General features: G+C 67.4%; 15 protein-coding genes. 10 read left to right on the top strand and 5 right to left on the bottom strand.

Translation table 11 applies throughout. The features are described from left to right. Positions 1-20: 20 nt before the first annotated feature. Positions 21-1,073, top strand: a complete 1,053-nt coding sequence (locus AB5J62_RS34390) for an NAD/NADP octopine/nopaline dehydrogenase family protein (RefSeq protein ID WP_370944168.1) — start codon at positions 21-23, stop codon at positions 1,071-1,073. On the opposite strand, the gene AB5J62_RS34385 is transcribed toward AB5J62_RS34390, so the two are convergent. Next, the gene (locus AB5J62_RS34385; RefSeq protein ID WP_370944167.1) at positions 1,060-1,629 is read right to left on the bottom strand and encodes a class I SAM-dependent methyltransferase; all 570 of its coding nucleotides are present in this window, start codon (positions 1,627-1,629) and stop codon (positions 1,060-1,062) included. The genes AB5J62_RS34390 and AB5J62_RS34385 overlap by 14 nt on opposite strands. Positions 1,630-1,684: 55 nt before the next feature. Here AB5J62_RS34385 and AB5J62_RS34380 point away from each other — a divergent pair, with 55 nt between their 5' ends. Together AB5J62_RS34380 and AB5J62_RS34375 are read left to right on the top strand one after the other, a co-directional pair. Further along, complete coding sequence (locus AB5J62_RS34380) at positions 1,685-2,431, top strand: helix-turn-helix domain-containing protein (protein ID WP_370944166.1); 747 nt, start codon at positions 1,685-1,687, stop codon at positions 2,429-2,431. Positions 2,432-2,454: 23 nt separating this feature from the next. After that, complete coding sequence (locus AB5J62_RS34375; RefSeq protein WP_370944165.1) at positions 2,455-2,748, top strand: hypothetical protein; 294 nt, start codon at positions 2,455-2,457, stop codon at positions 2,746-2,748. A 15-nt stretch (positions 2,749-2,763) separates the two neighbouring features. Here AB5J62_RS34375 and AB5J62_RS34370 read toward each other — a convergent pair whose 3' ends face one another. Then, on the bottom strand, positions 2,764-3,270 hold the full coding sequence (locus AB5J62_RS34370; protein WP_370944164.1) for a GNAT family N-acetyltransferase: 507 nt from the start codon (positions 3,268-3,270) through the stop codon (positions 2,764-2,766). A 39-nt stretch (positions 3,271-3,309) separates the two neighbouring features. Between AB5J62_RS34370 and AB5J62_RS34365 the strand changes: the two genes are divergently transcribed. Then, the gene (locus AB5J62_RS34365; RefSeq protein ID WP_370944163.1) at positions 3,310-4,074 is read left to right on the top strand and encodes an alpha/beta fold hydrolase; all 765 of its coding nucleotides are present in this window, start codon (positions 3,310-3,312) and stop codon (positions 4,072-4,074) included. A gap of 537 nt (positions 4,075-4,611) precedes the next feature. Here the strand turns inward: AB5J62_RS34365 and AB5J62_RS34360 are convergent. After that, positions 4,612-5,439 (bottom strand): phosphotransferase, encoded by an 828-nt coding sequence (locus AB5J62_RS34360; protein ID WP_370944162.1) that lies wholly within the window; start codon positions 5,437-5,439, stop codon positions 4,612-4,614. A gap of 126 nt (positions 5,440-5,565) precedes the next feature. Between AB5J62_RS34360 and ctaD the strand changes: the two genes are divergently transcribed. The 6 genes from ctaD (at position 5,566) to AB5J62_RS34330 (ending at position 13,434) form a co-directional block, all read left to right on the top strand. Continuing rightward, positions 5,566-7,350, top strand: coding sequence for a cytochrome c oxidase subunit I (gene ctaD, locus AB5J62_RS34355; protein WP_370944161.1), 1,785 nt, complete (start codon positions 5,566-5,568; stop codon positions 7,348-7,350). 78 nt (positions 7,351-7,428) lie between these two features. After that, on the top strand, positions 7,429-8,658 hold the full coding sequence (serB, locus tag AB5J62_RS34350) for a phosphoserine phosphatase SerB (protein WP_370944160.1): 1,230 nt from the start codon (positions 7,429-7,431) through the stop codon (positions 8,656-8,658). Then, complete coding sequence (locus tag AB5J62_RS34345; protein ID WP_370944159.1) at positions 8,655-9,419, top strand: peptidyl-tRNA hydrolase; 765 nt, start codon at positions 8,655-8,657, stop codon at positions 9,417-9,419. The genes serB and AB5J62_RS34345 overlap by 4 nt, the downstream gene beginning before the upstream one ends. A 21-nt stretch (positions 9,420-9,440) precedes the next feature. Next, the gene (locus AB5J62_RS34340) at positions 9,441-9,857 is read left to right on the top strand and encodes an OsmC family protein (protein ID WP_370944158.1); all 417 of its coding nucleotides are present in this window, start codon (positions 9,441-9,443) and stop codon (positions 9,855-9,857) included. Positions 9,858-9,879: 22 nt separating this feature from the next. After that, positions 9,880-11,625: a serine/threonine-protein kinase gene (locus tag AB5J62_RS34335; RefSeq protein WP_370944157.1), complete on the top strand. Its 1,746-nt coding sequence runs from the start codon at positions 9,880-9,882 to the stop codon at positions 11,623-11,625. Between the two features lie 51 nt (positions 11,626-11,676). Beyond that, positions 11,677-13,434: a serine/threonine-protein kinase gene (locus tag AB5J62_RS34330; RefSeq protein ID WP_370944156.1), complete on the top strand. Its 1,758-nt coding sequence runs from the start codon at positions 11,677-11,679 to the stop codon at positions 13,432-13,434. Here the strand turns inward: AB5J62_RS34330 and AB5J62_RS34325 are convergent. Beyond that, positions 13,431-13,676: a hypothetical protein gene (locus AB5J62_RS34325; RefSeq protein WP_370944155.1), complete on the bottom strand. Its 246-nt coding sequence runs from the start codon at positions 13,674-13,676 to the stop codon at positions 13,431-13,433. The genes AB5J62_RS34330 and AB5J62_RS34325 overlap by 4 nt on opposite strands. Next, complete coding sequence (locus AB5J62_RS34320) at positions 13,673-14,020, bottom strand: hypothetical protein (RefSeq protein WP_091289487.1); 348 nt, start codon at positions 14,018-14,020, stop codon at positions 13,673-13,675. Before AB5J62_RS34320 ends, AB5J62_RS34325 begins: the two co-directional genes overlap by 4 nt. Positions 14,021-14,031 lie beyond the last annotated feature (11 nt).

Here is a 14,031-nt window from a genome sequence, read left to right as displayed (position 1 = left end):
GAGGCCGAGCGCGAGGAGGAATGGTGACGCTGAACGGAATCGGGGTCGTCGGAGCCGGTGGCGAGGGGCGGGCGCTCGCCGCTTACCTGGCGTCACGAGGACTACCCGTGCATCTCTGCACCCGAGACACAAGGGTGGCGAGCACGCTCAACGCGCGGGGCCATCTCAAGGGCGAGTTTCCTCTCAGCCTGGTCACGAACGACCCCGCGGAGCTGCTGGCCTGCTGCCGGGTGGTCTTCATCGCGACCGTGACCACGGCCTACCCCGAGGTCGCGGCCAAACTCGCGCCGCACCTGACGCCGGACCACGTGGTGGTGCTGTTTTCGAGCAAGCTGTGCGGCAGCGTCGAGTTCTCGTGCTTGCTGCGCCAATCGGGCGTGACGGGCGTCGACGTGGTCGAGACCGACGCCTTGTTCGCGGCCCGCCCGGACGGTGACGACAGCGTCGATGTGCTCGGTATGAAGGGCTGGAACCTCATCTCGGGCGCCACGCCCGGTGCCGTCGACCGGCACGCGGACATGCTCATCGAGTGGTTCCCGATGCTCGAACGTGCCCGCAATCCGATCGAGCGCGGCCTGACCGACTTCGGCGCCGTCGCCCACGTGCCGATCGCATTGGCCAATTTGGGCACCATCGACCGCGCCGAGGATCTGCTGTTCTACGCCGAAGGCCTGTCCGAACGCACGGTCGTCCTGCTGGAGCAGGTCGAACGCGAGTTCGGCGCGGTCGCCGCCGTGTACGGCGCTCGCCTGCTCCCGATGACCGAGGTGCTCGACCGGTATTACGGCTGCACGACCACGAGCCTGCTCGACGCGATCCGTTCGGTCGAGCCGTACAAGGCGATCCAGGCGCCGCAGAGCCTCGACCACCGCTTCTTGCGCGAGGACATCTCGTCAACGCTCGTCCCGCTGCAGGCGCTGGCCGCTCGGGCGGGTGTCGCCACGCCGATGGTGGACGCGGCGATCACCATCAAGTCGGCGATCGGCAGGGCCGACTACGCCGCGAGCGGCCGGACTTTGGCCCGTCTGGACTGGGAAGCGTTGACGCACAAGGAGATCCTCAGCCGGATTTGACCGCCGAGAGCTTGACGATCTGCTTCGGGACGTGCTCGATCTCGACCTCGGCGAACCCCGCGCGGGCAAGCCGGCCCGGCAGGGTGGACACGTCGAGGACGTTCATCGTGTCGCCGATGTGCAGCAACCGGAACCGGAAGCTCAGCTGACTGTCGGTGGCCCGGAGGAGGCCGCCTGGCCGCAGCACCCGGTACGCCTCGGCGAAGATCGCGTCCTGGAGCGCGGTCGTCGGCACATGGTGGAGCATCGTGAAGCAGACGACCGCCGAGAAAGTGTTGTCTTCAAAGGGCATTCGCGCGCCGTCGCCGTGCACGACGGTCACCCGATCCCCGAATTTCGCGCGCAGGTGCGAAACCGAGGCGTCGTCGATCTCCAGCGACGTGAGTTTCGGTACGCGGTCGACCAGAACGCTGGTGGTCGCTCCGAACCCGGGCCCTAGTTCCAGCACGTTGTCGCCCAGCTCGAAGCCGTCGAGGCGCCGGGGAAGTTCCGCGGCGACGTAATCCGCCCATTTTTCCGACGAGCACAGCTTGCGGTGGAGGAGGTTCATCGGCATGCCCTCGACGTTAAGAGAGCGAGGCGATGGCCGAAAGGCGATAGTCTGACAACTGATGTCGCAATCCAGACTTTCGCCGCCTTCGGCAGCCATGATCCTGGGTGCCCTCGACCTGCCGGCGGGCACCTGGTTTCCGTGGCACGCGCACGAATCGCACCAGCTGGCCTGGTCGGCGCAGGGCGTGGCCGCGGTGAACGTCGGCGACGCGCAATGGGTGCTTCCGCCGACACGGGCGTTGTGGATCCCGGCGGGCGTCGTGCACCGGACCGGTGCGATGGACCACGCGTTGCTGCGCGGTATCTATGCCGAGGTCTGCCGTTGCCCGGTCGACTGGCCGGAGCCGAGACTCCTCGCTGTCCGGCCATTGCTGCGCGAATTGCTGGAGTACCTGACTGGAGACGTCGACGGCGAACCCCGGCGCCGGGCCGAAGCCGTTGCTTTCGACCTGCTCGAGCCGGTGGACGTCGTACCGATCACCGTGCCGATGCCTGATGATCCTCGCGCTCGACGGGTGGCCGAGATACTGATCACCGATCCGGCCGACGATCGTGGGCTTGCCGATTTCGGGCAGTTGGTCGGCGCCGCGGAACGTACGCTCGCCCGTCTCTTCCTCGCCGAGTGCCATCTGACCTTCGGTGCGTGGCGGACCCAGGCGCGGCTGCGCGCGGCCTTGCCATGGCTGGCCGGGGGATTGCCGCTCGACGGGGTGGCCAGACGGGTCGGGTACTCGTCGGCGAGCGCGTTCGTGGCGGCCTTCCGGCGGGCGGTCGGGGTACCGCCGGGTCAGTACTTCTCAGGCTAGAAGTGGGCGTTAGCGTGGAGCACGTGCCTCGACGCAATCGCCCTGATCCCGGCCGCCGCGCGCCCGAAATGGGAGCTTCGATGGGCTGGGCGCGGGCCGAGGCGGGTCACGACGGCGAGTGGCTGGTCCGCAGTGTGCCCGGAGCCCAGGCGACCAAGGAGTACCGCTGCCCTGGCTGCGACCACGAGATCCGGCCGGGCACACCTCATGTGGTGGTCTGGCCTGCCGACGAGACCGGGTCCGTCGCCGACCGCAGGCATTGGCATCGGCCGTGCTGGGAGGCACGGGCCAGGCGTCGGCCGAGCCAGCGCCGCTAACGAAGGCGCGTGAGCTCAGCGGCGGTAATGCCGTGTCAGCAAGCCCCCGTAGGACTCGACGACGTAGTCAGCGAAGCCGAGGCGTTCCGCGAGCCGCCATGACGGTTCGTTGACCTCGGCCGCGCTGACCACCACCGGGAATTCCGGCAGCTCTCGCTCTGCCCATTCGACGATCGCCCGTGCCGTCTCGAGCGCGTAGCCCTTGCCCCAGGCGCTGGGGCGGAAGCGGTAGTACAGGTTCAGCATCCGCTTGCCGTGAAAACGCCGGTGACGGATGCCGCCGATGCCGATCACCTCGTCGGAACCCGCTTCGAGCACGGCGACGTAGCCGTAGCCGTACTCCGTCCAGTGTTCGAGCCAGTTGCCCAGTTCCTTCACCGCAGCCTGCTCGTCCGGCGGTTCGGGGTGGAAACGGTTGGTCTCCGGATCGGTCTGGATCTCGATGACGGCCTGGCGATCCGTTTCACGGACTTGGCGCAGCAGCAGGCGAGTGGTGGCCAGATCCCCGAACTTGATCGTCATAGCGAGGACGGTAGCCGCGAGGTCCGACAGAATGCTGTCATGCCCGAACTGCCTTTGGTCCTGCTGCACGCCTTTCCCGTCGACTCCCGCATGTGGAACGCGGTCCGAGCGCCACTCGCCGCGCAGATCAGGGTGATCACACCGGATCAGCGCGGGCTCGGCAGGTCACCGATGCCCGAACCACAGCCCGAAGCGGACCGCGAGCCCAGTCTCGACGACGCCGCGCGCGACGTGATCGCCCTGCTCGACAAGCTGGAGCTGGACCAGGTCGTGCTCGGCGGCTGCTCGATGGGCGGCTACCTGACACAGGCCGTGCTGTGTGCCGCGCCGGAACGGATCGGCGGGCTCGTCTTCATCGACACCAAGGCGACCGCTGACGCGCCCGAAGCCGCGCAGGCCAGGCTCGACCAGGCGGCACGAGTGGAGGCCGAGGGCACCGCAGGCTGGCTCGCCGACTACGTCATGCCGTTGATGTTCGCCGATGGCACGCTCGCCGAGCGGGCCGATCTCGTCTCCTCGACGCGCGAGCTGATCGAAGCGCAGCCCGCGGCCGGGATCGCCTGGGCGGCCCGTGCGATGGCCGCCAGGCCGGACTCGCTCGACCTGCTGCGCGAGACCGCCGTGCCGACGCTCGTACTGGTCGGCGAGCATGACAAAGCCACTCCTGTCGATCAGGCGAAACTGATCGCGGAGGCCGCGCCGAATTCGACGCTCGAAGTTCTGCCCGACTCCGGGCACCTGACACCGCTGGAGGTTCCCGACCTCGTCTCCCGCGCGATTCTCGACTGGTATCCGCGCGGCTGACCGATCGTGCTCTCCGGCCGTGATGACCGATCGTGCTGGCCGGTCGTCCGATGCGTGCCGTGACGTAGTGGATCTCGTCGTGGGCCGGCTGAATTCAGTTGGGCTTGTCCCGTGGGTCCGGGACAGTGACCGCCCGGCCCGTGCCGGTCGGGCAGGGCGGTCACCATCACCGCCGTCCGTACTGTGCAGACCGGTTCGACGAGTCCTCCGGACAACGGAGCTGTCACCACTCCAGGAACTCGTCGAGCAGGCCCGGCGAAGTGGCCACTTCGCCGATGGCGGCCGGAACCCACGTTCAATGCGTCGCTCGGTGCGTCCGTCTCCGGTCCGGCTGACTCCCGGGAAGCCAGTGGATACCGGAACGGCGGCTCCTCGCCCACGTGATTATCGGGGCTCCGGTCCGTCTTTTCGGGACGGTCCGGGACCGGCGGCTCAGGGATGAGCCACCGATTCCAGTGCGGCGCCGCGGCGCCGCGTGCTGGGTGTGAAGTTGTCACTCTTCACGCTCAGGACGCTAGCCGGGTGCACCGACAAGTTTCACGCGAAGTACCTCTCAAGGCAGTGTCGGGCGGCCTCGATTTCGCGCGGAAACCGTTGCGCCACAATGAATCGCCAGGGCACTTCAAAAAGTTTCCGCAAATTTTCGAAGGGGTCCAGATCGGCCGGATCGGAGGGCTCCGGGTAGGCGTCGAGCGCGCCGGGGAGGCTGCCGCGGAGTACGCCGAGATCCCAGGCGAGCGGGCCGCGCCAGGTGTCCTCGAAGTCCAGCCAGCACGGACCGGCCGGGGTGGCGATCAGGTTCCCCGGGTGCGCGTCGCCGTGCAGGGCCTGCGCCGGCCCGGTGGGCAGGGTCGCGGCGATCCGGTCCGTTTCGGCGCGCAGCCGGTCGGCGGCGCCTTCCAGCACGTGCTCCCAGAGATCGAGTGCCCGGTAGGTCTCCGCGAGCGGCCCGTCGGAGGGGAGCGGGCCTTCGTAGTCACGGAGCGCGACGTGTACCGCGTGCAGGGACGTGGCGACCTCGGCGGCGGTGAACCGGTGGTTCGGGTCATGCGGGGTGAAATGCCACAAAGTGACCCAGTGACCTGCGGCGAAATGCGGTCCCGGCCCTGGATCCGACAGAGGTGAGACAACCCGCACACCACGCTCGGTGAGGAACGACGACAACGCGACGTCACGAGCCAGCCAATCGTGCGGCTCCGGCCGGACCAGCGCGGTGGTCGCGGGCACGCGCGCGACCACCGAACCCAGCCTCACCAGCACGTTCGACCGGTCATGGAGCAGTTCGGGGTCCTCGTGGGGGAGCCCCAGACGCTTGGCCACTTGGACGGCCGCGGCCACCCCTGAAAGCGTGTACTCATCGCGCATCGCGTGATCTTGCCAGCCGGTGCGCGCGACTGTCGGTAGTGAGGGCTACGATCCCCTCAGCCGTTGAAGTGGGCCCGAGCGCACTTCGACGACCCGATGATGACCACCACAGTGTTGGAGGCAGGAGTGACGGCCGTAGCCCCCAAGCCGATCGCCACGCGCCCATACCCCGCGCGCGAGTCGGTTAAGGGTTCGTACCTGCTGCGGTTGTTCCGCACGACGGACCACAAGCAGATCGGCATCATGTACCTCGTGACGTCGTTCGCCTTCTTCATGGGCGGCGGCGCGATGGCGATGCTCATCAGGACGGAGCTGGCCCGCCCAGGGCAGCAGTTCCTTTCGCAGGAGCAGTACAACCAGCTGTTCACCATGCACGGCACGGTGATGCTGCTGCTGTACGCGACCCCGATCCTCTTCGGTTTCGCGAACTTCATCCTGCCCCTGCAGATCGGCTCGCCCGACGTCGCGTTCCCGCGGTTGAACGCGTTCTCGTACTGGCTGTACCTGTTCGGCGGCCTCATCGTGATGTCCGGCTTCCTCACCCCGGGTGGCGCCGCGGACTTCGGCTGGTTCGCCTACACGCCGCTGTCCGACGCGATCCACTCGCCGGGTGTCGGCGCCGACCTCTGGATCTCCGGCCTGGTGGTGTCCGGTCTCGGCACCATCCTCGGCGCGGTCAACATGATCACCACGGTGATCTGCCTGCGCGCGCCCGGCATGACGATGTACCGGATGCCGATCTTCACCTGGAACATCCTGATCACCGGTATCCTGATCCTGCTGGCGTTCCCGATCCTGACCGCGGCTCTGATGGGCCTGCTGGCGGACCGGCATCTCGGCGCACACGTCTTCGATCCGGCCAACGGCGGCGTGATCCTCTGGCAACACCTCTTCTGGTTCTTCGGCCATCCAGAGGTCTATATCGTCGCGCTACCGTTCTTCGGGATCGTGTCGGAGATCTTCCCGGTCTTCAGCCGCAAGCCGCTGTTCGGCTACAAGAGCCTGGTTTGGGCGACGCTGGCGATCGCCGCGCTGTCCATCGCCGTGTGGGCGCACCACATGTACGCGACCGGTTCGGTGCTGCTGCCGTTCTTCTCCTTCATGACCTTCCTGATCGCGGTCCCGACCGGTGTGAAGTTCTTCAACTGGATCGGCACGATGTGGAAGGGGCAGATCTCCTTCGAGACGCCGATGATCTTCTCCATCGGCTTCCTGGTGACCTTCCTCTTCGGCGGCCTGACCGGCATTCTGCTGGCCGCGCCCGCGATCGACTTCCACGTTTCGGACAGCTACTTCGTGGTGGCGCACTTCCACTACGTGCTCTACGGCACGATCGTGTTCGCGACCTTCGCCGGCATCTACTTCTGGTTCCCGAAGATCACGGGCCGGATGATGGACGAGAAGCTCGGGAAGTGGCACTTCTGGACCACGTTCATCGGCTTCCACGGCACCTTCCTCGTCCAGCACTGGCTGGGCAACGAGGGCATGCCGCGCCGGTACGCCGACTACCTCGCCGGCGACGGGTTCACCACGCTGAACACGATCTCCACGATCGGCGCGTACATCCTCGGCGCCTCGACGCTGCCGTTCATCTGGAACGTCTTCAAGAGCTACCGCTACGGCGAGATCGTCACGGTCGACGACCCGTGGGGCTACGGCAACTCACTCGAGTGGGCGACGTCCTGCCCGCCACCGCGGCACAACTTCACCTCGCTGCCGCGCATCCGTTCGGAGCGCCCGGCGTTCGAGATGCACTACCCGCACATGGTGGAGCGGCTGCGCGTCGAAGGTGAGATCGGCTTCTTCGGTAACCAGCTGCACAACGAGGACCACGCGAAGGCTCCTTCGCAGCTCCTCACCGAAGCCGCGATGCCGGGGTCCCACGACAAGGACAACGCGAGCGAGCAGTAGTAAATGGACCGGAAAACGACGCGTGTCTGTTCGTTGGGCACGCGTCGTTTTTCATGCGCCGACTAAAGGAAGACCACAGTGACGCAGACCCCAGTCCTCATCACCACCACCGGTCCTGACAAACCCGGTGTCTCTTCCGCGCTGTTCGCCGTGCTGACCAGGCATGACGTCGACGTGCTCGACGTCGAGCAGGTCGTCATCCGGGGCAAGCTCATCCTGGGCGTGCTGGCCGGGGTCTACCGCGACCCCGAAGGCCTGCAGGAGTCAGTCGAGCAGGCGATGGCCTCGGTCGGTATGCAGGTCGACGTGCGGATCGGCTCGGAGATCGGTGAGGACCCGTTCGCGCTGGGGCGGATCGACTCCACCCACGTCGTGGTCGTGCTCGGCCGGCCGGTGACCGCGCGCGGGTTCGCCGAGGTCGCGCGGGGACTGGCCGGGATCGGGGCGAACATCGACTCGATCCGCAGCGTCGCCGACTACCCGGTGACGGGTCTCGAAATGTACGTCTCGGTCGCCGAAGACACCGAGAAGGCCGACGCCCAGCTGCGGTCCGAGCTGGCCGACCTGGCCGCGAAGGTCGAGCTGGACCTGGCTGTCGAGCGAGCCGGTATCGCGCGGCGTGCGAAGCGGCTGGTCGTGTTCGACGTCGACTCGACCCTCATCCAGGGTGAGGTCATCGAGATGCTCGGCGCGTACGCCGGGAACGAAGCGAAGATCCGCGAGATCACCGACGCCGCGATGCGAGGTGAGCTGAACTTCTCGGAGTCGCTGATCAAGCGCGTCGCGCTGCTCGAAGGGCTCCCGGCCAGCGTGCTCAAGGACGTCGCGGACTCGCTGGAGCTGACGCCGGGTGCGCGGACGACCGTGCGGACCTTGAAGCGGATGGGCTTCCGGTGCGGGGTCGTGTCCGGCGGTTTCTTGACGATCATCGACAACCTCGTCGAGGACCTCGGGCTGGACTTCGCGGCGGCCAACGAGCTGGAGATCGTCGACGGCAAGCTGACCGGGCGGGTCGTCGGGGACATCGTCGACCGGGCGGGCAAGGCGACGGCGTTGCAGCGGTTCGCGGCCGAATACGAGATCCCGCTCGAACAGTGCGTCGCGGTCGGCGATGGGGCGAATGACATCGACATGCTCTCGGTCGCGGGGATGGGCGTCGCGTTCAACGCGAAGCCCGCGCTGCGCGAGGTCGCGGACACCGCTATCTCGCACCCGTACCTCGACGCGGTGCTGTTCGTACTGGGCGTCACGCGTGCCGAAGTCGAGGCGGCCGACGCCGCCGACGGGCTGGAATCGCTGCGGCCATGAGCGTGCTGGAATCGCTGGGTGCGCGCTACGCCTACTGGCTCGGGCTGTCCGCCGAGGACACGAACGACACCTCGGACGAGGTACCCGAGCTGGTCAGGGCCATGCCGATCATCCTGCGGATCGAGCGCGCGGAGCCACCCGGGCGGACCGCGCTGCTCGAGGCGGCCGCGGCGGCTTCGATCGCCGTCTGCCTTGACGAGCGCGCCGAGCCGGAAGGCGAGTGGCATGCCGAGGTGAGCGCGTGGGTCGACGAGCGCATTCGCAAAGTCTCGCGCCGGGCGCGCGGTGCGCATTGGCAAGCCGTGCAGGCGCTGCCGGGCATCACGGTGACCGTCGACGGCGCCGAAGCGCGTGCGTTGGTGCCGGGGCTGGTCGTCGAGGCGCCGAAAGAGGTCAGCAAGCTGCAGATCTCCGGCAGCGAGCTGCCCGCGGACGAGCCGGGGCCGGTGCCGGACGGGGTGCCGGTGCTGTGGCTGAACCCCGAAGTGCCGATGACGGTCGGCAAGGCGGCGGCGCAGGTCGGGCACGCGACGATGATCCTGGCTTCACTGCTCGACGCCGAGCAGGTCACGGCGTGGGCAGCCGGCGGATACCGCTGCGCGGTGCGGACGCCGAGCGTCGCGCGCTGGAAGGAATTGCATCCCGGCGACGATCCGGCGGGTGCCTGGCGTGAACGTGGGGTGATCGCGGTGCGGGATGCCGGGTTCACCGAGGTCGATCCGGGGACTGTGACCGTGCTCGGACAGTGGAACAACGGCTGAGCCGAGGCGGTTCTCATCGATATGGCACTGGAAGTTCAGCGTGAAGGCGAGCACGAGTTCGTCGGGCGTAACGAGCGTGGGGCCGAGGTCCGCATCGGCCGTAATGGGCAGCAGGGGTCGTTTTCACCGGCCGAGTTGCTGCAGATAGCCGCGGCGGGCTGCTCGGCGGTGACCGCGGAGAACCTCATCACCCGGCGGATCGGTGAGGACTCGAAGTTCCGCGTCGAGGTGACCGCCGACCGGCGTGAGGGCGCCTCCGAGCTGGACGCGGTCCACGTCAACTTCGACGTCGATCTGTCTTCGCTGGATGAAGAACAGCGGGTGGCGCTGGCCGCGGCCGTGGATCGCTCGATCGAGCGGCTTTGCACGGTGAGCCGGACCCTCAAGAAGGGGATTCCCGTGACGGAAAATCTTCCGACGGGCATTAAGTCCTCCTGAACCGGCATTACACTTTGCCGCCATGGGCGGGAGGGTGATCGCTGAGCGTTACCGACTAGAGGAGCGAATCGGCGCCGGTGGCATGGGTGTCGTCTGGCGTGCCACCGACCTCGAGCTACGTCGCGTGGTGGCGCTCAAAAGGTCGCATCATGACGGTGACGGCGGTCAGCTCCGGCGGGAGGCTCGGATCGGTGCCGGCCTTCAGCACCCGAACGTGGTCAGCGTTTATGACGCGGTGACCCACGACGACGACCGCTGGCTGGTGATGGAGTACCTGCCATCGCGGAACCTGGCCGACATCCTGGACTCCGACGGACCGGTTTCTCCCACCGCGGCGGCTAGGATCGGCGCCCAGGTCGCGAGCGCGCTGGCGGCGATGCATGCCAAGGGGATGGTGCACCGGGACCTCAAGCCCGGCAACGTCCTGGTGGCCGACGACGGCACCGCCAAGCTGACCGACCTGGGCATCGCGCACTGGGCGGAAGTGACCCGCACGGACACGGGCTTGATCAGTGGCACTCCCGGCTACCTCGCTCCCGAAGTGGCGGACGGGCAGGAAGCCGGCGCCGAGGCCGATGTGTTCGCACTCGGTGCGACGTTGTTCGCGGCGGTCGAGGGCGGTTCGCCCTGGGGTGGCGGGGACACGCCGTTCCGGCAGTTGCGGCGAGCGGCCGCGTTCGAGATCGAACCTGTGCGGCAGGCAGGCCCGCTGGCGCCGGTGCTCGACGGGCTGCTGCGGCGGCGCCCCGCTGAGCGGCCGACCGCGGCCGAGGCGATGCGTGCGTTGGCCGGAATCGCGGAGATCGAGGTGCCGGAACCGCGGCGGCGGCGGTTCCGGGCTTCGCGCAGGAGACTCGTCTTCGCCGCGGCAGGCGTGATCCTCGTTGTCGCCGTGGCGACCATCTTGTTCGCATTGCCCGATCCGGTGACCGCCGACAGCACGGGTTATCAGCGCACCGCGGATCCGTGCGGGATGTTCGACACCGCGGAACTGAGCCGGTTCGGCAGGGTCACCGTGGTCTCGGATCGGGACTCGCTCAACGAATGCCGCGCGTTGCTGGCCATTCCGAGCGGTATTCCCGAAGACGTGGTGGAGGTCAAGGCGGTCATCGCGCTGCCGGACTCCCCACCGGTGGTGAAACCCGAGCCGGGGAAGATCCCCATGCCGGAAACACCGCTGGCGAAGGATGGGGATTGTGGGCGCGACATCCGGTTGCCGGACGGCAATGTGTTCACGATCGGGGTCACCCACAGCCATGGGTATCAAGCCAGTCTCTGCGAAATAGCCGACTCGGCGACCGTCTCGGCGCTAGCGGTGCTTAACAAAGGTCAGATTCCGCGAAGGCCTCCGCCTCAGGCAGGCTCTTTGGCGAGTCTTAACGCGTGCGAGCTGCCTTCGGAGCGGGACATCGTCCAGACAGTCGGTGGCAGTGCGAAACCGAGTCCGTACTTCGGTTACTGGAACTGTGAGTGGCGGTTCGGGGCCAAGCAACTGACCATCTGGTTCGATCGGGAGATCGCGCCCTTGGCCCCCACCGGTGGCAGGCCTGCCATGGTCGGTTCGCGTCGGGCGGTCATCAAGGAAGGGCCTGGCAATTGGCCCGAAGCCTGCGTGCTCAAGCTCGAATACCGGCCGTTCCGGGGCGTGGACCGGGAACGTGTCGAGCTGATCGAGTTCTACCTGGAAGAACAGGGCAAGCAGCCCGCGGACAATTGCGGCGGAGTCGAAGCCGTGGCCAATCTTGTGGCCGCTCGGTTACCTCATTAGCGCGGGACGTTGCGCCGTTCGCCACTACACTCTCCACCCATGGGTGGGAGTGTGATCGCTGAGCGTTACCGGCTGGAGGAACAGGTCGGGGCGGGTGGGATGGGTGTCGTGTGGCGGGCCACCGACCTGGAGCTCGGTCGTACCGTCGCGCTCAAACGATCCCACTCCGGTGACGGCGGGCAGATCCGGCGCGAGGCGCGGATCGGCGCGGGGTTGCAGCATCCGAACGTGGTCAGCGTGTACGACGCGGTCACCTTCGACGATGAGCGCTGGCTGGTCATGGAGTACCTGCCGTCGCGGAGCTTGGCCGCGATCCTCGCCTCGGACGGGGTCATGTCCCACGACGAGGCCGCCCATATCGGCCTGCAGCTGGCGAGCGCGCTGGCGGCGATGCACGACAAGGGGATCGTGCACCGCGACATCAAGCCGGGCAACGTGCTGGTGGCCGACGACGGCACCGCGAAGCTGACCGACCTCGGGATCGCGCGCTGGGCCGAAGTGACCCGGACGGAGACCGGGCTGGTCGGCGGCACTCCCGCCTACCTGGCGCCCGAAGTCGCCGACGGGCTCGACGCGACCAAGGCGTCAGACGTGTTTTCGCTGGGCGCGACCTTGTTCGCCGCGGTCGAGGGCGGTTCGCCGTGGGGAGACTCCGAAGACACCCCGTTGCGGCAGTTGCGGCGGGCCGCGGCGTTCGAACTGGAGGCGCCTCGTAAGGCGGGCGTGCTGACTCCGGTGCTCGCCGAGCTGCTGCGCAGGCCTGCCGCCGCGCGGCCGAGTGCCCGTGAGGCCGCGCGGATGCTTGCGGAGGTCGCGGGCGAGACAGTGCCTGAACAACGTGCGCCCCGTCGTCGTCGCCGTTTGCCGCGCCGTGCGCTCATCGGGGGCGCGGTGGCGCTGGTGGCCCTGCTCGTCGCAGGGTTGTTGTTCGCGTTTCGCGAGGGCGCGGTCACCGCCGCGACCGTGGGGGACCAGCACACGGCGGACCCGTGCTCGCTGCTCGACCTGACCGTGCTCGCCCAATTCGGGCAGGTGTCCCCGGATCCCGATTACGGGAATTTCGACGGCTGCGAGGCTCATGTCACGCGTGGGTCCGATCCCGAAAACAAGTTCGACGTGCGCGTCGCGATCCAGCTGCGCGGCGAAATACCGCCGCCTCCGAAGCTGCCGGAACCAGGGCACATCGGCATACCTGAACGCACACCTGCGGAGAACGACAAATGCACGAGGATCATTTGGCTGCCCGACGGAAACAAGGTCGAGTTGGTGGTCAAACACAACCACGCGTGGATCAAAGACATTTGCATGATCGCTGAGCCTGCTGTCGACGGGGCACTCAAGGTGCTCAATCAAGGGCAGATTCCTCGACGCAAGCAGCCCCCAGAGGGATCACTGGTGGCGGTGGACGCTTGTGCGTTGCTGAGCACCCAGGAAAGCGCGCAGGTGCTTGGTGGTCAAGCGGAGATGGCGGCTGCCTTCGGCAATTGGCAGTGTTTCTGGACGTTCCAGAGCCGTCAGTTGACGGTCGAGTTCGTTCGTGAGTGGGCACCGCTGGGCGCTGAAGAAGGCGAACTGTTCAAAATCGGCGGGCGCGATGTGTATGTGGAGGAAGGCGACAACGGCTGGGAAGGCAGCTGCAAGGCGGAAATCGCCCACCGGCCGTTCACCGGAGTCGCCGGACCGCCGGACCACAAGTGGATCGAGACGGTGATGCTGCACTTTGAAGAAAAGGACACGGACTTGCAGGCACAATGTGCGGTGGCCAAGACCGCCGCCAAGATGGTCGCCGCCAGGTTGCCCGCGATCTAGTCGCCGTAGTCCTCGGTGGTGCCCTCGTCGAGGTGCCTGGCGAGCAGGGTTCGGCTTACGACGGGGAAGATCGTGCCGCAGTCCCGGCAGGCACGGGCCTTCGTGACCTCAAGCTTCGGGCGGGACTTGAACATGCCGACGCGAGGCTTGAGCGTGAAGGTGATGGCCGTCGAGCCCGGCACCTGGATCTCGCCGGGCGGGGTCAGCCGCGCTGAGCCGCAGACCCCGCAGTGCAAGTTCACTTCGCGGCCTTGTCGGCGCTCCACACCACGTACGCTTCGTCGGCGTCCGTGGTCATGGCCTCGACGAACTTCTCGTGGTTGAAGCCGGGGAGCGTCTGGAGGCGCTCGATCAGCGCGTCCGCCGCGGGGTCCGCGCTGGGGATGGCGGTTCCCTTGCCGTCGGCGCCCGCGAGCATGAAGAACACGTCTTCCTTCGAGAGGCCCTCGGGAATCACTCTGATCACGACCGCGGTCAGTTCCTGCCAGGTGACGGCTTCTTCGCTGCCGTCGGCGAGCTGGCGTCGGACACCGGTGTCGTCGACGCTGACGGTACGGGACTGTGCGTTGGCCGAGTCCTGGGACAAGCGGTTCTCCT

It is taken from the genome of Amycolatopsis sp. cg5 (assembly GCF_041346955.1).
Classification (GTDB): Bacteria; Actinomycetota; Actinomycetes; order Mycobacteriales; family Pseudonocardiaceae; genus Amycolatopsis.
This window is presented reverse-complemented; position numbering and strand designations above follow the sequence as displayed.